Origin of the sequence: Streptomyces sp. NPDC096324, assembly GCF_044763015.1 — a bacterium.
Lineage (GTDB): Bacteria > Actinomycetota > Actinomycetes > Streptomycetales > Streptomycetaceae > Streptomyces.
In genome coordinates, this window is record NZ_JBIWFK010000003.1 from 658,261 (window position 1) to 677,862 (window position 19,602).

Consider the following 19,602-nt stretch of genomic DNA (forward strand, 5'->3'; position numbering starts at 1 on the left):
CGTCAGGCTGCGGACGCGTCCCGCGCCCGCACCCCGGCCGCCTCCCGGATCTCCGGGGACTCCAGCAGACGGGCCGTCTGCTCGGCCGACGCGCGGGCCCGGCGTCCGCTGCTGAGCCAGCCGAGGACGAGGACGGCGACACCGCAGCCGGTGATGATCCACCAGCCGGGGAGCGAGGCCGAGACGAAGGTCTCCCGGTAGGCGGAGGCCTGGACGCCGGAGGCGAGGGCCGCGCCGATGACCGCGACCCCGAGGGTGCCGCCGATCTGCCGGCTGGTCGAGGCGACGGCGGCGGCGACGCCCGCCTGCGAGCGGGGCATGCCGGAGACGGCGGTGTTGGTGATGGGCGCGTTCACGAAGCCGAAGCCGATGCCGAAGAAGGCGTAAGCGATCACGAGCGTGACGTTCGACGTCTCCGCCTCGAACGCCGCGAAGAGCACGCCGCTCACGGTCATCGCGGCACCCGCGATCAGCAGCGACGGCCGGGGACCGCGGTTGCCGACCAGGCGCCCCGACACGGGAGCGCAGACGAAGCACAGGAACGCCATGGGCAGCATCCACAGACCCGCGTGCAGGGCGTTCAGACCGCGCACGTTCTGCAGGTACAGCGTCGACAGGAACAGGAAGCCACTGAGGGCGGCGAACGCGCTCACCGCGATGACGGTGGCACCGCTGAACGGCACCGAGCGGAAGAAGCGCAGGTCGATGAGGGGTTCGTCGCGCCGCGGCTCGTACCACAGGAGGCCGAGCAGCGCGGCGAGCGCGATCACGCCGAAGGACAGGGTGGGGACGATCCCGGAGGTGGGCGCCTCGATGATCGCGTACGTGAGGGAGCCGAGCAGCGCTATGACGAGGAGCTGGCCGACCGGGTCGGGACGGCGGGCCTTCGGGGCGCGGGACTCGGGGACGAAGCGCAGCGTCAGCAGGAGCGCGGCGAGGCCGACGGGGAGGTTGATCCAGAAGATGGACCGCCAGCCCACGGTGTCGACGAGCAGTCCGCCCACCAGCGGCCCCGCGGCCATGGAGATACCGACCACGGCACCCCAGACGCCTATCGCGCGGGCCCGCTCGCGCGGGTCGGTGAAGGTGTTGGTGATGATCGACATCGCCACCGGGTTCAGCATCGAACCGCCGACGGCCTGGACCATACGGAAGACGATGAGGGTGTCGAGGTTCGGGGCGAGGGAGCAGAGCACCGAGCCGATGGTGAACAGGACCAGGCCCGTCATGAACACCTTGCGCCGGCCGATGCGGTCGGCGGTGGAGCCCGCGAGCATCAGCAGGGAGGCCAGTACCAGGGTGTACGCGTCGATGGTCCACTGCATGCCCGCGACGCTCGCGTGCAGTTCCTGCTGCATCGAGGGCAGGGCGACGTTCAGGATCGTCACGTCGAGGCTCACGATCAGCAGACTCATGCAGCAGATCGCGAGCACCAGCATCCGGCGGCGGTGGCTGAGCTCAGGCATGGGCTCAGCGTACGGCGTTGTCGATAGTGTGTCTAACTAATGACCACTACATGATCTTCCGCGCGAGCATCCGGCCCCGTACGCCACAATGGGGGAATGCCCACGCCCACGTCCACGGTGGACTCCCCGCTGAACACCTCGCTCTCGATCGGCCCCCACACGGCGCGGCCGCCCGTCGTCCTGGCCCCCATGGCCGGGATCACGAACGCCCCGTTCCGCACGCTGTGCCGCGAGTTCAGCGGCGGCAAGGGCCTATTCGTCAGCGAGATGATCACCACGCGGGCGCTGGTCGAGCGCAACGAGAAGACCATGCAGCTCATCCACTTCGACGCGACCGAGACGCCGCGCTCGATCCAGCTCTACGGTGTCGACCCGGCCACCGTCGGCAAGGCCGTCCGCATGATCGCGGAAGAGGACCTCGCCGACCACATCGACCTGAACTTCGGCTGCCCGGTCCCCAAGGTCACCCGCAAGGGCGGCGGCTCCGCCCTCCCGTACAAGCGCCACCTGCTGCGCGCGATCCTGCGTGAGGCCGTCAGCGGCGCCGGGGACCTGCCCGTCACCATGAAGATGCGCAAGGGCATCGACGACGACCACATCACCTTCCTGGACGCGGGCCGGATCGCGGTCGAGGAGGGTGTGACGGCCATCGCGCTGCACGGCCGTACCGCCGCCCAGCACTACGGCGGCACCGCCGACTGGGACGCCATCGCCCGGCTCAAGGAGCACGTGCCGGAGATCCCCGTCCTCGGCAACGGCGACATCTGGTCGGCGGACGACGCGCTGCGGATGGTGCGCGAGACCGGGTGCGACGGGGTCGTCGTCGGGCGCGGCTGCCTCGGCCGGCCCTGGCTGTTCGGCGACCTGGTGGCCGCCTTCGAGGGCCGCCCCGACGCCTACGCGCGCCCGACGCTCCGCGAGGTCGCGACTGTCATGGTCCGCCACGCCACGCTCCTCGGCGAGTGGATCGGCGACGAGGCGCGCGGCGTCATCGACTTCCGCAAGCACGTCGCCTGGTACCTCAAGGGCTTCTCGGTGGGATCGGAGATGCGCAAGCGTCTCGCGATCACCTCGTCGCTCGCCGAGCTCTCCGACGGGCTGGCCGAGCTGGACCAGGACCAGCCGTGGCCGACCGGCGCCGACGGACCGCGCGGCCGTACCTCGGGCAACAACCGGGTCGTCCTGCCGGACGGCTGGCTGAAGGACCCCTACGACTGCGCGGGCGTGTCCGAGGACGCCGAACTGGACACCTCCGGCGGCTGACCCGCCGGTGGCCCGGTGCGCGTGCCGCCCGCACGCGCACCGGACCTGCTCCCGGGCTCCGGGCCGGGCCTCTCGGCGCCGGACCGGAACGGCTAGGCGCCGCCCACCGCCGCCAGCAGGGCCAGTGGTGCCGCCGCCGAACGGGACTCCCGTACGCAGGCGTGCGGGTAGGGCACCGGCTGGGCATGGGTGTCACGGCCGTAGCCCGCGATGACCTCCGGGAGGCGGTGCCCCGCGGCCGTGGCCGCGTCCACGAGTCCGTGCGCCACCGTACGGGCCTCGTCGTGCAGTCCGTACCGCGCCAGACCCAGGGTGATCAGGGCGTTGTCGTGCGGCCAGACGGAACCGCGGTGGTACGACAGCGGGTGGTACGCGGGCTGGCCCGCGGCGAGCGTGCGCACACCCCAGCCGGAGAAGAAGTCCGGTTCGAGGAGCCGCCGGCCGACCAGTTCGCCGTACTCCTTGTCCAGCAGGCCGGACCACAGCAGATGTCCAGCGTCCGAGGCGAGCGCGTCGACATGCCGGCCGTCGCCGTCCAACGCCAGGGCGGGGAAGGCGTGTTCGCTCATCCAGAAGTCCCGCTGGAATCGGTCGCGCAGGTCGGCGGCGGCCTGTTCCAGGAGCGCCGCGTAGACCTCGTCGTCCCAGACCGTGCGGGCCAGTTGGGCGGTGCGGCGCAGCGCGTCGTACGCGTATCCCTGCGCGCCCGCCGCCATCACCGGCCCGCTGGGACGGCTGCCGTCGGCCGAACAGATGGCGCCGGGGGAGTCCTTCCAGTTCTGGTTCGCGAGACCGCCGCCGTCCGCGCGGTACACGAGATAGCCGCGTGAGGTCAGCCCGCCGTGGTCCAGCATCCAGCCGATCGCCGCACGGGCGTTGGGCTCCAGCCGGCGGGCCAGGGTCACATCGCCGGTCCGCTCGGTGTAGGCGCCGAGCAGCACCAGGAACAGCGGTGTCGCGTCCACCGAACCGTAGTAACGCCCGTACGGCACCTGCCCGAAGTGCGCCAGCTCGCCGTGCCGTACCTCGTGCACGATCTTGCCGGGCTGGGCGACCGCGCCCGCCCCCACCTCGACCGCCTGGGTGGCGGCCAGCGCGGGCAGCGTGGCGGCGGCGAGCTGCGGCCGGTAGGGCAGGGCGAAGAGAGAGGTGAGCAGGGCGTCGCGGCCCAGCAGGGTGAGGAACCAGGGGACCCCGGCCGCGGGCACCCGCAGCTCCTCGCCGTCCGGGCCCGTCGCCGGCACCTGGAGGACGGCCAGGTCGGACAGGCCGCGCGCGCAGGCCGCGGCCAGCTCCGGCCAGCCGGTCGGGAACGGCACCCCCTGCGCGAACTCGTCCTCCAGGGCGAGGAGTCGCGCGCCCGCCGCGGCGGGCGAGGAGGGAACGCGCGGCTCGTGCGCGGCGCCGTGCGGACGCGCCGCGACGCGCAGGGCCAGTTCCGCCGAACCGTGCGGTTCGAGGTCGAGGGTCCAGACGAGCCGCCGCGCGCCGGTGCCCGTCTCCTCCACGCCGTCCGGCGCGGGCTCGGAGGTGACCGTCGTACGGGAGCGCCACTCCCCGCGCCGGTAGCTGAACTCGACGCCGTCGTCCAGGACCTGCCGCTGGCGCACGACGCCCGTCTTGGCGTACGTGCGGTGGTCGGAACGCAGTTCGAACTGATCGGTGAAGTCGGCGTCGGCGGTGACCGCGATCCGGACCGTGGTGGCGGTCGGACGGTTGCTGGTGACGCGCAGCGCCTCCACGAACGAGCCCTCGGCGACGGCTTGTTCACGGAAGAGCGTGTAGGCGGGCGGTTCGTTGCGGCCGCCGCGCGGCACCAGGACGCAGCGTGCCGTGTCGCCGTCCGCGACCGGCGTGAGCGCCTCGGGCACCGCGCCGTCCACCGTGAGCTGCCAGCGGCTGAGATGCCGGGCGTCCCGTACGAACAACCCGTCCGGAGAGCTGCCGCCCCGCACTCCGCTGATGTCCCCACCGTCGCCCACGGCGGCGAACGTTCCACCGTGCACGAGCAGATGATGCCGGTCCGTCATCCCCGGTCCCCTCCCTTGGCGTCCGCCCCGAAATCGAATGCGCGCTGTCCCGCACCGCCGGCGCCGGTGCCCGGTGCCGTGTCGGTCAACGCGTCGCGCCCCTGCGGGGACACGACCGGTGCCGCCCCGGAGGACTCGTGCAGCAGATCGAGCGTCAGCGCCGCCGTCCAGCTGAAACCGAGTGCTCCGCAGGCCTCGCCGGTGAACGGGTCCACGTACTCCGCGAACCCGGACTCACCGGCGGTGTCCAGCAGGGCGGCCCGCAACGCGTCCGCCCGTCCGTGCTCCCCGTGCAGCCGCAGCCCGCGCTCCAGCAGCCAGTTGGTGTTGAACCAGGCGGGCCCCCGCCAGTAGCGGTGCGGATCGAACGCCTCGCCGGTCAGGTCGTAGCTCGGCACGAGCCGTGCCGCCCCGCCGAGGCCGAAACGCGGCCCGCACGCCGTCCGTACGAGCGTGGCGGCGATGTCCCGCGGCAGCGCGGGCAGGATGAGCGGCAGCAGCCCGGCGACACTGCGCTCCCGGATCAGCGCACCACCGCGCCCGCCGCCGCTTCCACGGCCCCCCGAACCTCCGGTCCCGCCGCCGCTTCCACCGGCCCCGCCGTTTCCACCGGCCGCGCTGCTTCCGCCGACCCCGCCGCTTCCACCGGCCCCGCCGTTTCCGTCGGTGGTGCCGGGGCTCCGCTCGTCGCGGCAGAAGAACATGCCCTCCGCCGGGTCCCACAGCCGCTCCACCAGCGCCGCCGTCAGCCGTTCCGCGCGCGCGTGCCGGGCCGTCCCCGTCGCGCCCAGTTCCCGCGCGATCTCGGCCAGCGCGTGCTCCGAGGCGATCAGCAGGGCGTTGAACAGTGGGTCCTCGACCGCGAACTCACCGCCGCCGTCGGCGTATCCACGGTCCCGGTAGTCCGCGGCCAGCCGTACGTACCGCCCGTAGTCGAGATCCGTCGGCCGGCCCTCGGGAGCGCCGTGGTCGAGGTCGGCGCGCCGGAAGGAGCGGGCCGACGCCGGGGTCACGCGACCGAGCGGGGCGTCCCAGCAGGGACTGTTGTCCATGCCCTGCTCCCAGGGGTGGACCACACTGGCCAGACCCCCGCCGCCCAAGTCCCGGCGGTGCAGGAGATAGCGGTGCCAGGCCGCCAGGCGGGGATACATCCGGGAGAGGAACGAACGGGCCCTGGACAGTCCCGGGTCCGCCCGGTGCACCAGCCACACCGCGAGCGCGTGCACCGGTGGCTGCACGATGCCCGACGTCTGTACCGTGCGCGGGGCGCCCGCGGCGCGCCCGGCGGTGGAGGAGCGCCAGAAGTCGGGACTCGGGAAGTACGCGTCGAGCGGGACGGAGGGGTTGAACACGATGTGCGGCACACGCCCGTCGGCCCACTGCGCGCCGAGCAGGGTCTCCAGCTCCGTCTGCGCCCGCACGGGGGACAGATGCCGGAGGCCGATCGCGATGAACGCGGAGTCCCAGGACCACTGGTGCGGATACAGGCCGCGCGAGGGCACCGTGGACGTTCCGGTCCAGTTGCCCTCCAGCACCCGGGAGGCCCTGAGGTGCAGCGATCCTGACGGTCCGCCGGGATCGTATACGGGTGGTCCGCTCCGGACGACGCCGTCCGCGCGGGGCGGGGAGGGCGGTCCGGAGGCGTGCGCCGGAGTGCCGGAGCTGCGCACGGGGGTGACGGGTCCCCTGTGCAGGGCGGTGAGCTGGGTTGTGCTGTCCACTCAGGTCTCCCCGAAGACGTCCGGCCGGCCGGTTCGGCAGTGTCTGCCGTAGGGTTACGTCTATTTAACACGCAAAACTCAATATGTAATGCAGAGTTGGGGAACGCAAGAGGGTGCGCATGACGGAAAGGCGGGGAGTGACCGTGAAGACCGGGAACCAGGCAAGCGCCGGAGAACTGCTCGAACTGGTGCGCAGTGGGCGGGCCACCACGCGCGGAGCGCTCCAGCGGGCCACCGGTCTGTCGCGGGCCACGGTCGGCCATCGCCTGGACCGGCTGTTCCGTGCGGGCTGGCTCCGTGAGGGTGCGGGCGGCCCCGTCGACTCGCCGCTCGGCGGACGTCCCTCCATCACCCTGGAGTTCGACGACGAGCACGCCGTCGTCCTCGCCGCCGACCTCGACACCCGGCACGGCCGCGCCGCCGTCCTCACCCTGACCGGCGAGATCCTCGCCGAGCACGCGGGTCCCCTGATCGTCGACGACGGGCCCGAGGCGGTCCTCGGCGAACTCGGCCGCTGGTTCGCCGAGCTGGTCGGGAAGTCCGGCCGGAGCGCCGACGCCGTGTGCGGCATCGGGCTCGCGGTGCCGGGCCCCGTCGACAGCGAGACCGGCCGCGTGGTCCAGCCGCCGATCATGCCCGGCTGGGACGGCTACGACATACGGGGACGGCTGGGCCGCGCCTTCGCCGAGCACGCGGGCACCGGCGCCGCGCGCGTCCCCGTGCTCGTCGACAACGACGCCAACCTCATGGCGTACGGGGAGCAGCGCGCCGGCTATCCGGACTGCTCGGCGTTCGCGCTGGTCAAGGTCTCCACCGGTATCGGCGCGGGCATGGTCGTCGGCGGCACCGTCTACCGGGGCATCGACGGCGGCGCCGGCGACATCGGGCACATCCGGGTGGGCGCCGACGCGCTGTGCCGGTGCGGCTCGTACGGCTGTCTGGCCGCCGTCGCCAGTGGTGGCGCGGTGGCGCGCCGGCTCGCGGAGTCCGGGGTCCCGGCCGCGTCCGGCTCGGACGTGCGCGAGCTGCTGGCGGCCGGGCACCCGGAGGCGACGGCGCTCGCGCGGGAGGCGGGGCGGCGGGTCGGGGACGTCCTGGCCACGGTGGTGACCCTGCTCAACCCGGGGGTGCTGATGATCGCCGGGGATCTGGCCGGCACCGCTTTCCTCACGGGCGTCCGGGAGCTGCTGTACCAGCGGGCGCTGCCGCGTTCCACCGCTCATCTGGACGTGGTGACCTCCCGGCTCGGCGAGCGGGCCGGGCTCGTGGGCGCGGGCGCGCTGGTCGTGGAGCACCTGTACGCGCCGGAGCGGGCCGAGGAGCGGCTGGCGGCGCTCGGCGTGTGACCGGCGTCCGTGGTGCCGGGCGTCCCTGTGTCCTGGAGTCCTTGTGTCCTGGAGTCCCTGTGTCCGGGCATCCGCGAGATCAGGCATCAGCGAGGTTGGGCATCGGTGAGACCGGCCTTCCGTGAGACCGGCCTTCCGTGAGACCGGCCTTCCGTGAGACCGGCCTTCCGTGAGACCGGCCTTCCGTGAGACCGGCCTTCCGCGAGATCGGCCTTCCGTGAGACCGGCCTTCCGCGAGATCGGGCATCCGCGAGATCGGGCATCCGTGTGAGCCATCCGTGTGTCGTGCCCGTATCCCCGTGTGTCGTGCCCGGATCGTGGTCCGCATCATGAAATCTGACCCCTCCGGGTGGCGTGATTCTCGCCACCCTTGATAGGGGTCACGCTCAGATGAGCGGATCATGCACGGCTGCACTTCCCTAAGGGGTGGCACTCAGTGCCACCCGCTGATCGTTCATCGATTAAACTCAGACGTGCTGAACGGTGCTCACCTGAGCGGTATAGACGCCTTGTGGGGCCTGATTCGTTCAAGAAGTGAAAACATCGTGGCCCGATGACTTGCCAACCCTTGACTTTGGATCTGGTGGCGGACGAGTGGTTACAGGCGCATGACGCGCAAGTGGACGTACCCAGACGCCTTCGATCTGGGTATGTTCCCCGTCGTCAGGGCAGCCACCGCGACGTCGAGGAGTCGAGACTCGTGTCGGAAAACAAAGATCCCCACGTAGCCGAAAGCGGCGTTGGTGGAGCGAAGTTCGTTTATGACTTCACCGAGGGCAACAGGGACCTCAAGGACCTGCTCGGGGGCAAGGGCGCCAACCTCGCCGAAATGACCAACCTGGGTCTCCCCGTCCCGCCCGGCTTCACCATCACCACCGAGGCGTGCAAGACGTACCTCGACAGTGGCGAGGAGCCGGCGGCACTGCGTGACGAGGTGAGTGCGCACCTCGAGGCCCTCGAAGCCAAGATGGGCAAGAAGCTCGGCCAGGCGGACGACCCCCTGCTCGTCTCCGTCCGCTCCGGGGCCAAGTTCTCCATGCCCGGCATGATGGACACCGTCCTGAACATCGGGCTCTCCGACAAGTCCGTGCTGGGCCTGTCCCGGCAGGCCGGCGACGACCGCTTCGCGTGGGACTCCTACCGCCGCCTCATCCAGATGTTCGGCAAGACGGTCCTCGGGGTCGACGGCGAACTCTTCGAGGAGGCCCTGGACGCGGCGAAGGACCTCAAGAAGGTCGCCGTCGACACGGACCTGGAGGCGGCCGACCTCAAGAAGCTCGTCACCAAGTTCAAGAAGATCGTCAAGACCGAGGCCGGCCGGGACTTCCCGCAGGACCCGCGCGAGCAGATGGACCTCGCCATCAAGGCGGTCTTCGACTCCTGGAACACCGACCGCGCCAAGCTCTACCGCCGCCAGGAGCGCATCCCCGGCGACCTCGGCACGGCCGTCAACATCTGTTCGATGGTCTTCGGCAACCTCGGCCCCGACTCCGGCACCGGCGTCGCCTTCACCCGCGACCCCGCCTCCGGCCACCAGGGCGTCTACGGCGACTACCTCCAGAACGCCCAGGGCGAGGACGTCGTCGCCGGTATCCGCAACACGGTCCCGCTCGCCGAGCTGGAGTCGATCGACAAGAAGTCGTACGACCAGCTCATGCAGATCATGGAGACCCTGGAGAACCACTACAAGGATCTCTGCGACATCGAGTTCACCATCGAGCGCGGCCAGCTCTGGATGCTCCAGACGCGTGTCGGCAAGCGCACGGCGGGCGCGGCCTTCCGTATCGCCACGCAGCTCGTGGACCAGGGCCTGATCGACGAGGCCGAGGCGCTCCAGCGGGTGACGGGCGCCCAGCTCGCGCAGCTCATGTTCCCGCGCTTCGACGAGGACGCGAAGGTCCAGCAGGTCGGCCGGGGCATCGCCGCGTCGCCGGGTGCCGCGGTCGGCAAGGCGGTCTTCGACTCGTACACCGCGGTGAAGTGGTCCCGCTCCGGCGAGAAGGTCATCCTCGTCCGCCGGGAGACGAACCCCGACGACCTCGACGGCATGATCGCGGCCGAGGGCATCCTCACCTCCCGCGGCGGCAAGACCTCCCACGCGGCCGTCGTCGCGCGCGGCATGGGCAAGACCTGTGTCTGCGGCGCCGAGGAGCTGGAGGTCGACACCAAGCGCCGCCGGATGACCGTGCCCGGCGGGCACGTCGTCGAGGAGGGCGACCTCATCTCGATCGACGGCTCCAGCGGCAAGGTGTACCTCGGTGAGGTCCCCGTCGTCCCGTCCCCGGTCGTCGAGTACTTCGAGGGCCGGATGCACGCCGGAGCGGACGACGCCGACGAACTGGTCGAGGCCGTCCACCGGATCATGGCCTTCGCCGACCGCAAGCGCAGCCTGCGTGTACGCGCCAACGCCGACAATGCCGAGGACGCGCTGCGCGCCCGCCGCTTCGGCGCCCAGGGCATCGGCCTGTGCCGCACCGAGCACATGTTCCTGGGCGACCGCCGGGAGCTGGTCGAGCGGCTGATCCTCGCGGACACCGACACCGAGCGCGAGGAGTCGCTCAAGGCGCTCCTGCCGCTCCAGAAGAAGGACTTCGTGGAGCTGTTCTCGGCGATGGACGGCCTCCCGGTCACCGTCCGTCTGCTGGACCCGCCGCTGCACGAGTTCCTGCCGGACATCACCGAGCTGTCGGTGCGCGTCGCGCTCGCGGAGTCCCGCAAGGACGCCAACGAGAACGACCTGCGCCTGCTCCAGGCGGTGCACCGCCTGCACGAGTCGAACCCGATGCTGGGTCTGCGCGGCGTGCGCCTCGGCCTCGTCATCCCCGGTCTGTTCACCATGCAGGTACGGGCCATCGCGGAGGCGGCCGCCGAGCGCAAGAACGCCAAGGGCGACCCGCGCGCGGAGATCATGATCCCGCTCGTCGGCACGGTCCAGGAGCTGGAGATCGTCCGCGAGGAGGCCGACCAGGTCATCGCGGAGGTCGAGGCGGCCACCGGTGTGCGGTTGAAGCTGGCGATCGGCACGATGATCGAGCTGCCGCGTGCCGCGCTGACGGCCGGCCAGATCGCCGAGGCGGCGGAGTTCTTCTCCTTCGGCACGAACGACCTGACCCAGACGGTGTGGGGCTTCAGCCGCGACGACGTGGAGGCCTCCTTCTTCACGGCGTACCTGGAGAAGGGCATCTTCGGCGTCAGCCCGTTCGAGACGATCGACAAGGACGGCGTCGGTTCCCTGGTGAAGTCCGCGGTCCAGGCCGGCCGCGAGACCCGCCCCGACCTGAAGCTCGGCGTCTGCGGCGAGCACGGCGGCGACCCCGAGTCCGTCCACTTCTTCCACGAGGTGGGACTCGACTACGTCTCCTGCTCCCCGTTCCGCATCCCGGTCGCCCGCCTGGAAGCGGGCCGCGCGGCCTCCAGCTCGCAGGGCAGCGACCACCGCTAGCCCCCGGGCACCGGACCCCGGGTCCGCCGTCCGTCCCCGACCCTCACCACCGATGGGCGGCGGCCCCGGCCCACGAGAAAGGGCGACACCCTGTGCGGGGGTGCCGCCCTTTCGGGCGTTTTCAGCCCCTGGGGCCGGTGTGCCCTCCTTATGCCCGCCTTGTGCCCTCCGGGGCGGACGAGTTCCGTCAAGGCCTGCTTCCTGTAGGGCTGTTGTGCGTCGCCTGAGGGCAACCATCGGCCGCGTTCGAATGTCTGAACGGGCATCCCGGGGTCGGCCGCGGGGCGGATCCGGCAGGGGCCGGGTTCAGGACCCCGTGGGGGCGGGGCAGCACAGACGGAGGACCGTGGACACGCAAGGCGGCAGCGACATCGACCCCGCGGACCAGTGGGTCCTCGACCCGGAGAGCGGTGAGTACCGGCTGCGGGCAGGAGCCGGTGACGCGCCGGCCGCGACGGTGCCGACGCAGAGACGGAGCCGCACGCGCCGCGAGGGGGAGCGGCAGGCCGAGCCGGAGCGGCGGTCCGTTCCGGAGCCGGGCCGCGCCACTCGTCGTCGCGGCGCGGTGAGGTCCCGGAAGGCCAAGCGGTCCACGAAACGGAAGGTCCTGATGTGGACCGCGGGGACGCTGGGCTTCGTGCTGCTGGCGGGCAGTACCGGGGCCTATCTGCTGTACCGGCACTTCAACGGCAACATCAGCACGGTGGACGTCGGCACGGCGGGAAGCAAGAACGCGACCAGTAAGGACGCGGTGAACATCCTGGTCATCGGCACCGACAGCCGCGTGGGCCTGGGCGGGAAGTACGGAGACGCGGGGAGCCTGGGGCACGCCGACACCACGATCCTCTTCCACGTGGCGAAGGACCGGTCGAACGCGACGGCCATGAGCATCCCGCGCGACATGGTCACCGGCATACCCGACTGCCCGACCAAGCAGAAGGACGGCTCCACGAAGACGATCCACGGGACGCCCGAAGCGAGGTTCAGTCCGCGGTTCAACGAGAGTCTCGGCCAGGCGGGCCGCGACCCGGGCTGCACGATGCGGACCGTCACCGAGCTCACCGGCCTGCCGGTCGACCACTTCATCCTGGTCAACTTCGAGGCCGTGAAGACCCTCTCGACGGCCGTCGGAGGAGTTCCGATCTGCCTCGCCCACGCCATCGACGACACGGACCGCCTGGGCCAGGGCTCCCATCTGCGCCTGGCCGCCGGCCCGCACACGGTCCAGGGCGAACAGGCCCTCCAGTTCGTCAGGACCCGTCACTCGCTGAAGAACGGCAGCGACCTCGACCGCATCGACCTTCAGAAGCAGTTCCTGGGTTCGATGATCCGCCGGATGAAGTCCGGCAACACCCTCACCGATCCCGGGAAGCTGTTCAAGCTGGCGAACGCGGCCACCAAGTCGCTCACGGTGGACACCGGGATCGGCGGTGTCGGCAAGCTCACCGCCCTCGCCAAGGATCTCAACCGGGTCGATCCCGAGCACATCACCTTCACGACGTTCCCGGTCGTCGACAATCCGGCCGAGGGGACACACCACAGGACCGTGGTGGTCGACAGGACCAAGGCGCCCGCGCTCCTGGCGGCGATCAAGAACGACGTCTCGCTGACCGAGGTCACGAAGAAGCCCAAGGCCTCCGACGCCAAGCTCCGGGGCTCCAAGGCGGACCCCTCGCAGGTGCGCGTCACCGTCTACAACGGCGGTGGCCCCCAGGGCGCGGCGCAGACCGTCCTGCAGTGGCTGCAGAACACCAAGGGCGTGGCCCATTCCACCAACGGCGGCAACGCCCCCGGGGCGCCGCAGGACCGTACGACCCTGGCCTACGGTCCCGACCAGGCGGACCAGGCCCGGTCCCTCGCCGCGATGATGGGCCTGCCCGCCTCGGCGCTCCACCCCGGCAAGGACGACTCGGGACCGGGCACCGACATGATCCTCACCCTCGGACACGACTTCCAGGGCGCCGGAGTGCCTCTCACCGGCCGGGCCGAGCCCCCGGCCGGCGTCCCGCAGTCACACGCCGACAAGAACGAGTGCGTCGGCTGATCCGGAGGGGTGTGAGCCGGGCCGGGCGGCGTCCGTAGGCTGGGGACGACGGCGGGGCACTGGGAGGAGCGGGGCATGGGTGGCTGGGGCGCGAAGGACATACCCGGGCAGCGGGGGAGGGTCGCCGTTGTCACCGGGGCCAACAGCGGGCTCGGCCTCGTCACCGCGCGCGAACTGGCACGCCACGGGGCCCGGGTGGTGCTCGCCTGTCGCGGCGAGGCGCGCGGCAGGGCGGCGGTCGAGCGGATCGCCGCCGAAGTGCCCGGCGCCGAGGTGGAGTTCGGCCGGCTCGACCTCGGGGACCTCGCGTCCGTGAGGGAGTTCGCGGACTCCTTCTCCTACGACCGCCTCGACCTGCTCGTGAACAACGCGGGCGTGATGGCGCTGCCGTACGGGACGACGGCGGACGGGTTCGAGACGCAGATCGGGGTCAATCACCTCGGGCACTTCGCGCTCACCGGGCTGCTGTTCCCGACGATCGCGACGACCCCCGGCGCGCGGATCGTCACCGTGTCGAGCATGCTGCACGTCCTGGCCGACCTCGATCCCGACGACCTCGGCGGAGAGAAGGGGACCTACCGCAGGTGGATCGCCTACGGCCGGTCCAAGAGCGCCAATCTCCTGTTCACGCACGAGCTCGCGCGGCGGCTGTCCGTCACCGGGTCCGATGTCGTCGCGGCCGCGGCGCACCCCGGGTACGCCTCCACCAACCTGCAGACCGCAGGGCCCCGGCTCGAGGGGCGCAGGGGCGCCGAGCGGCTGATGGAGATCGGCAACCGCGTCCTCGGGCAGAGCGCCGAGGCCGGGGCGCTGCCGACGCTGTACGCGGCCACCGCACCCGGCGTACGGCCCGACACCTTCGTCGGGCCGTCCTTCGCGATGTGGCGCGGCTCGCCCTCGACGTCCTGGCGGGCCGGCCGGACCCGTGACGACACCCGCGCGGAGCGGCTCTGGGCCGCCTCGGAGCGGCTCACGGGTGTCGTCCACGAGGGCCTCAAGGGCTGACGGCAGCGCACCCCGGGTCCGGGTCCGGGTGCGCGTCGCGGGCCCGGCCCGTACTCCGGGGCGAGGTCCCGGACCGGCCGGTCAGGCGGCCCGCACCTCGTACGTCGCCACCCGCACGTCCTCGTCGTCCAGGCACCGCCCGGACTCCAGGTCGAAGCGCTGCTTGAGCAGCGGGGAGGCGACGAAGGGGCGGCCCCGGTGGGTGCCGGTCAGGCCGCGGGAGAGCACCGTCGCCCCGCTGAACGGATCACGGTTGTCGATCGCGTACGCCCGTCCCGCCCGGTCGGTGAACAGTGCGACCTGGCGGCCGTCCGGGAGGAGGGCGGCGACTCCCCGGCCCGGTGTCAGCAGGGACAGCTCGCAGACCGTGAACCAGTCGTCCTCCAGCAGGAGCTGGAGCGTGAGGGCCGTCGCCGGCCGGGTCGTCTCGGGGGCCAGGGTCATCGCTGGGCACTTCCTTCCAGAGCCTCAAGGGGGCGGTGTCCGATGGTCAGCAGGGGCAGGTCGGGCTTGATCTGGTCGCGCTCGGGGACGAAGCCGACGACCGGGTCCGGGGTGTCGGGGGCGTTCACGAACGACACGAACCGGCCCAGCTTCTCCGGGTCGTTGATGGTCTCGGCCCACTCGTCCCGGTAGTTCGCGACGTGCGCGGTCATCAGGGACTCCAGTTCCTCGCAGATGCCGAGCGAGTCCTCCACGACCACCTCGCGGACGTGGTCGAGGCCGCCGGGAATCCGCTCCAGCCAGGTCGAGGTGCGCTCCAGACGGTCCGCGGTGCGGATGTAGAACATCAGGAACCGGTCGATGAGACGGACCAGTTCGGCGTCGGACAGGTCCTGGGCCAGCAGGTCCGCGTGGCGCGGGGTCGCGCCGCCGTTGCCGCCGACGTACAGGTTCCAGCCGTTGGAGGTGGCGATGATGCCGAAGTCCTTCGACTGGGCCTCGGCGCACTCGCGGGCACAGCCCGACACCGCCGACTTCAGCTTGTGCGGGGACCGCAGACCCCGGTAGCGCAGCTCCAGGTCGATCGCCATCCGGACCGAGTCCTGCACCCCGTACCGGCACCAGGTCTGCCCGACACAGGACTTCACCGTCCGCAGCGACTTCCCGTACGCGTGCCCGGACTCGAAGCCGGCGTCCACCAGTCGCGCCCAGATCAGCGGGAGTTGCTCCACCCGCGCACCGAACAGGTCGATCCGCTGACCGCCGGTGATCTTCGTGTAGAGCCCGAAGTCCCGTGCCACCTCACCGATCACGATGAGCTTCTCGGGGGTGATCTCGCCGCCGGGGATGCGCGGCACGATCGAGTACGAGCCGTTCTTCTGGAGGTTGGCGAGGAAGTGGTCGTTGGTGTCCTGGAGCGCGGCCTGTTCGCCCTCCAGGACGTAGCCGTCGGCGCCGATCGTGGGCGCGAGGGAGGCGAAGATCGAGCCGACGGCGGGCTTGCAGACCTCGCAGCCGTCACCGCCCCGGGCGCCCTCACGGCCGTACCGGTCCAGCAGCGTCCGGTACGAGGTGATCCTGAGCGCCAGGACGATCTCGTACAGCTCCTCGCGGGTCTGCCCGAAGCAGCCGCACAGGCCCTTGTCGACCTCGACGCCGCCCGCCTCCAGCTCGGCGGTGACGAGCTGGCCGAGCACCTTGACGCAACTGCCGCAGCCCGTACCGGCCTTGGTGCACTTCTTGACCTCGGGCACGGTGGTGCAGGAGTGCTCGGTCACCGCGCCGCGGATCGCGCCCTTGGTGACGTTGTGGCAGGAACAGATGACCGCCTCGTCCGGCAGCGCGGAGGGGCCGAGCTGCACCGGGGCGCCCGCGCCCGCCGGCAGGACCAGGGACTCGGGGGACACCGGCGGGACCGAGCCGGTGAACGCGCGCAGCGTGCCGTACGCCTCCGCGTCGCCGATCAGGATGCCGCCGAGCAGCGTGCCGTCCCGGCCGATGACCAGCTTCTTGTACAGGCCCGCGCGGGAGTCGGAGTAGACGACGTCCAGGCAGTCCTCGGTGGTGCCGTGCGCGTCGCCGAAGGACGCCACGTCGACACCCAGCAGCTTGAGCTTGGTGGACAGGTCCGCGCCCGTGAACGCCTTCTCGTCCTCGGCGATGGTCGCCGCGGCCGTCTCCGCCTGCTCGTAGCCCGGCGCCACCAGGCCGTACACCCGGCCGTCCGCCGCCAGCGCGCACTCGCCGATCGCGAACACCCGCGGGTCGGCGACGGTGCGGCACTGCTCGTCGACGGTGATGCCGCCGCGCTCGCCGACCGTCAGACCGCAGTCGCGGGCCAGTTGGTCGCGGGGGCGGACACCGGCGGAGAACACCACCAGGTCGGTGGCGAGTTCGGAGCCGTCGGAGAGCTTCATGCCGGTGACCGCGCCGTCCTCGCCGACCACGATCTCCTGTGTGCCCACACCCGTGTGGACGGACAGGCCCATCTCCTCGATCGTGCGCAGGAGCGCGGCCCCGCCGCCCTCGTCGACCTGGACCGGCATCAGCCGGGGCGCGAACTCCACGATGTGGCTGGTGAGTCCGAGGCCGTTGAGCGCGCCCGCGGCCTCCAGGCCCAGCAGACCGCCGCCGACGACGGCTCCGGTCGTCGCCCGCGATGTCGCGTACGCCTCGATGGCGAGCAGGTCCTCGATCGTGCGGTAGACGAAACAGCCCTCGGCGTCCTTGCCGGGGACCGGCGGCACGAAGGGGAAGGAACCGGTGGCCAGCACGAGCGTGTCGTAGCCGACCGTCAGACCGGACCTGGACGTCACGGTGCGCGCGTCCCGGTCGACCGACTCCGCCGGGTCGCCGACGTGCAGCTCGATGCCGTGCTCGCGGATGAACTCCATGTCGGTCATGGAGAGGTCCTCGGGGGTCTTCCCCGAGAAGTACGAGGTGAGGGCGACGCGGTCGTAGGCGGGGCGCGGTTCCTCGCACAGCACGACCACGCGGTGCGTGGCGGTCAGGCCGCGTTCGGCGAGCGCTTCGAGGAAGCGCTGGCCGACCATGCCGTGGCCGACGAGCACGATCGTGGGGATGGCCCCCGGGGTGGCAGTCATCAGGAGCCTCCATCGTTGGTGAGCAGGTGGAGCAGAGGGGCGCCGCCGGCGGGGAGCGGCTCCGCTCCCTCCCAGGCGCGGGCGAGCGCGCCGACGGTGCCGAGTTCGCCGACGAGAACCCCGCCGACGAGGCGGTCGTCGCGGACGACGACCTTGCGGTAGGTGCCGCGGGTGGCGTCCGCGAGCTGGACGACGTCGTCGCCGGGGCGTGGTTCGGTCTCGCCGAACACCGCCAGGTCGAACGGCGCGAGCCCGGAGCGGGTGAGACCGGCGGCGGCGAGCTCGGCGGGGGCGAGACCGGCGGAGGTGTTCCGTCCGGTCAGGGTGAGCCGGGTCAGGGAACGGGTGCCGGTGTAGCGGGCGTTCCCGTTCCCCGCGAGCGATTCGGCCAGGGTGTCCGCCTGTTCGAGGGCGGGGGCGGCGAGCCCGTAGAGGGTCCCGTCGTGCTGGGCGCAGTCGCCGACGGCGCGGATGTGCGGGTCGCTGGTGCGCAGTTCGTCGTCGACGAGGACACCCTTGTGGACGGCGAGCCCGGCCGCCTTGGCCAGGCCCGCCCGCGGGCGGACTCCGCAGGCCAGCACCACCAGGTCGGCGTCGAGCGCGTATCCGTCGGCCAGTTCCACCGAACGGACCGCGCCGCCCGGGCAGCGCACGTCCCGCACCCGACACTCGGTGTGCACCTCGACACCGAGGTCCAGCAGATGCCGCAGCACCAGTTTCGAGGCGTTCGGGTCGAGCTGGCGCTCCATGAGCCGCTCGGCCTGCTGGGCGAGGACCACCTGGGCGCCGCGCACGGCGAGCGCGCGGGCCGCGGAGACGCCCAGCAGACCGCCGCCGACGACGACCGCCCGTACCCCCGGCCGCAGCGCCTTCGACAGGCCCAGGCAGTCGTCCATGGTGCGGAACGCGTGGACGCCCTCGGGCAGTTCGTGGTCGTCCGTGAACAGGCCGCGCAGCGGGGGCAGTACCGGGTTGGAGCCGGTGGCCAGGACCAGCGTGTCGTATGCGATCTCCGTGTCGTCCGCGCAGCGCACGGTCCGCGCGAGGCGGTCGATGCCGGTGACCCGGGCGCGGACCAGCTCCGGCGGGGCCGGGAGCGAGATCACCTCCGGCTCGTAGCGTCCGGCCAGCACCTCGGCGAGCAGCACCCGGTTGTAGGGCCGGTGCTCCTCCTCGCCGACGACCAGCGCGGACCCGCCGAGCTCACCGATCCGCCGGGCGAGCCGGACGCCCGCGAGGCCGGCGCCGATCACCACCACACGCGTATTCGAGGTCATGACCACACCGTGCGGTGCCGGTGTTACCCGGTGGCATCACCCCTGTTTCCCGGGAGGAACGCTGCCCTCAGCGTGGGCGGGGCGGTGGTGTGAGGGCCGGGGGAGGGCCGCGGGGAGCGCGGGGTGGGGCTGACCGAACCCCCGGTCCACGTGCGGGCACGATCGATCGGGGCACCGCCCGGCGGAATCCTTGTCAGGGCCGGACCCCGTCAGGCAAAGGCAGGCCGGCTCCCGTCCGGGAAGGTCCCGGCTCCCGTCCGAGAAGTCCCCGGACCCTGTCCGTGGAGCCATCGGACCCCGTCCGGGAAGGCCCCGGATCCCGTCCGTGAAGCCATCGGACCCTGTCCGTGAAGCCATCGGACCCCGTCCCGGGAACGCCGGCCCAGTCCGGGGAACGCAGCCCTCCTGTCCGGGAAACCTCGGCCCCCCACCCGCCCACGACCAGGGAACCCACCATGGCGACCATCCGCACACCCCAGTCCGAGCGACGCCTGCCGCGGTTCGTTCGCGAGCCGTTCAGGGCCGACACCTGGCGGCGGGTCGCGTACGCGCTGCTGGCGCCACCCGTGGGACTGGCTTGCGTCCCCTTGTCGCTGCTCGGGGCGCCGACCGGCCGGTGGCAGCGCGCGCTCGCCCACCGCTTCCTCGGCCTTCCGGTGGGCGCGGACCCGCGGGCGCCCCTGAAGGGTCTCGCCCACGGGCTCCTCGCGGCGCCCCTCAACCTTCTGGTCCTGGTGGGCACCGGCTTCGGCTGGCTCGTCGTGCCGATGAACCTCGGCTGGCCCCTGCGCGCGGGCTCCGACCACGCGGACTCCTGGGGCGGCCCCACGTTCGCCGGAGCCTGGGCCTTCCACGCCCTCGTCGGCGGCGTCGGCTTCCTGCTGATCATGCCGTGGGTCGGCCGCGCCATGGCCGCCGTCCAGCTCCGCCTCGCCGCGGCACTCCTCTCCTAGTCCGCCCA

The 19,602-nt window shown here is 71.9% G+C and carries 12 protein-coding genes; 6 read left to right on the forward strand and 6 right to left on the reverse strand.

Going from position 1 to position 19,602, the window contains the following annotated elements; translation table 11 throughout:
• Nucleotides 1–2: 2 nt before the first annotated feature.
• On the reverse strand, nucleotides 3–1,466 hold the full coding sequence (locus tag ACIQ7M_RS10240; protein ID WP_355763994.1) for an MFS transporter: 1,464 nt from the start codon (nucleotides 1,464–1,466) through the stop codon (nucleotides 3–5).
• Nucleotides 1,467–1,562: 96 nt separating this feature from the next.
• Between ACIQ7M_RS10240 and dusB the strand changes: the two genes are divergently transcribed.
• Nucleotides 1,563–2,729 carry a tRNA dihydrouridine synthase DusB gene (gene dusB, locus ACIQ7M_RS10245; protein WP_403641984.1) on the forward strand — a complete coding sequence of 389 codons (1,167 nt, stop codon included), beginning with the start codon at nucleotides 1,563–1,565 and terminating at the stop codon, nucleotides 2,727–2,729.
• 92 nt (nucleotides 2,730–2,821) lie between these two features.
• On the opposite strand, the gene ACIQ7M_RS10250 is transcribed toward dusB, so the two are convergent.
• Together ACIQ7M_RS10250 and ACIQ7M_RS10255 are read right to left on the reverse strand one after the other, a co-directional pair.
• Nucleotides 2,822–4,759: a glycogen debranching N-terminal domain-containing protein gene (locus ACIQ7M_RS10250; protein ID WP_355763999.1), complete on the reverse strand. Its 1,938-nt coding sequence runs from the start codon at nucleotides 4,757–4,759 to the stop codon at nucleotides 2,822–2,824.
• Nucleotides 4,756–6,315, reverse strand: a complete 1,560-nt coding sequence (locus ACIQ7M_RS10255) for an MGH1-like glycoside hydrolase domain-containing protein (RefSeq protein ID WP_403642240.1) — start codon at nucleotides 6,313–6,315, stop codon at nucleotides 4,756–4,758. The genes ACIQ7M_RS10250 and ACIQ7M_RS10255 overlap by 4 nt, the downstream gene beginning before the upstream one ends.
• Nucleotides 6,316–6,599: 284 nt before the next feature.
• On the opposite strand from ACIQ7M_RS10255, the gene ACIQ7M_RS10260 reads away from it, so the two are divergent.
• From ACIQ7M_RS10260 to ACIQ7M_RS10275, 4 genes are all read left to right on the forward strand, one after another.
• Nucleotides 6,600–7,826, forward strand: a complete 1,227-nt coding sequence (locus tag ACIQ7M_RS10260) for an ROK family protein (RefSeq protein ID WP_355764002.1) — start codon at nucleotides 6,600–6,602, stop codon at nucleotides 7,824–7,826.
• 700 nt (nucleotides 7,827–8,526) lie between these two features.
• On the forward strand, nucleotides 8,527–11,268 hold the full coding sequence (ppdK, locus tag ACIQ7M_RS10265; RefSeq protein ID WP_386977555.1) for a pyruvate, phosphate dikinase: 2,742 nt from the start codon (nucleotides 8,527–8,529) through the stop codon (nucleotides 11,266–11,268).
• Nucleotides 11,269–11,614: 346 nt separating this feature from the next.
• On the forward strand, nucleotides 11,615–13,312 hold the full coding sequence (locus ACIQ7M_RS10270; protein WP_403641989.1) for an LCP family protein: 1,698 nt from the start codon (nucleotides 11,615–11,617) through the stop codon (nucleotides 13,310–13,312).
• A 75-nt stretch (nucleotides 13,313–13,387) separates the two neighbouring features.
• Entirely contained in the window at nucleotides 13,388–14,317 is a 930-nt protein-coding gene (locus ACIQ7M_RS10275; RefSeq protein ID WP_403641992.1) for an oxidoreductase, read from the forward strand.
• Between the two features lie 81 nt (nucleotides 14,318–14,398).
• On the opposite strand, the gene nirD is transcribed toward ACIQ7M_RS10275, so the two are convergent.
• Genes nirD through ACIQ7M_RS10290 form a run of 3 tightly spaced genes read right to left on the reverse strand, consistent with a single transcriptional unit; the run spans nucleotide 14,399 to nucleotide 18,641 of the window.
• The gene (nirD, locus tag ACIQ7M_RS10280; RefSeq protein ID WP_355769088.1) at nucleotides 14,399–14,761 is read right to left on the reverse strand and encodes a nitrite reductase small subunit NirD; all 363 of its coding nucleotides are present in this window, start codon (nucleotides 14,759–14,761) and stop codon (nucleotides 14,399–14,401) included.
• Nucleotides 14,758–17,364, reverse strand: coding sequence for a nitrite reductase large subunit NirB (gene nirB, locus ACIQ7M_RS10285; protein ID WP_403641996.1), 2,607 nt, complete (start codon nucleotides 17,362–17,364; stop codon nucleotides 14,758–14,760). The genes nirD and nirB overlap by 4 nt, the downstream gene beginning before the upstream one ends.
• The gene (locus tag ACIQ7M_RS10290) at nucleotides 17,364–18,641 is read right to left on the reverse strand and encodes an NAD(P)/FAD-dependent oxidoreductase (RefSeq protein ID WP_403641999.1); all 1,278 of its coding nucleotides are present in this window, start codon (nucleotides 18,639–18,641) and stop codon (nucleotides 17,364–17,366) included. The genes nirB and ACIQ7M_RS10290 overlap by 1 nt, the downstream gene beginning before the upstream one ends.
• Before the next feature lie 455 nt (nucleotides 18,642–19,096).
• Here ACIQ7M_RS10290 and ACIQ7M_RS10295 point away from each other — a divergent pair, with 455 nt between their 5' ends.
• A complete protein-coding gene (locus ACIQ7M_RS10295; RefSeq protein WP_403642002.1) occupies nucleotides 19,097–19,594 on the forward strand; it encodes a hypothetical protein in 498 nt (165 codons plus the stop codon).
• Nucleotides 19,595–19,602 lie beyond the last annotated feature (8 nt).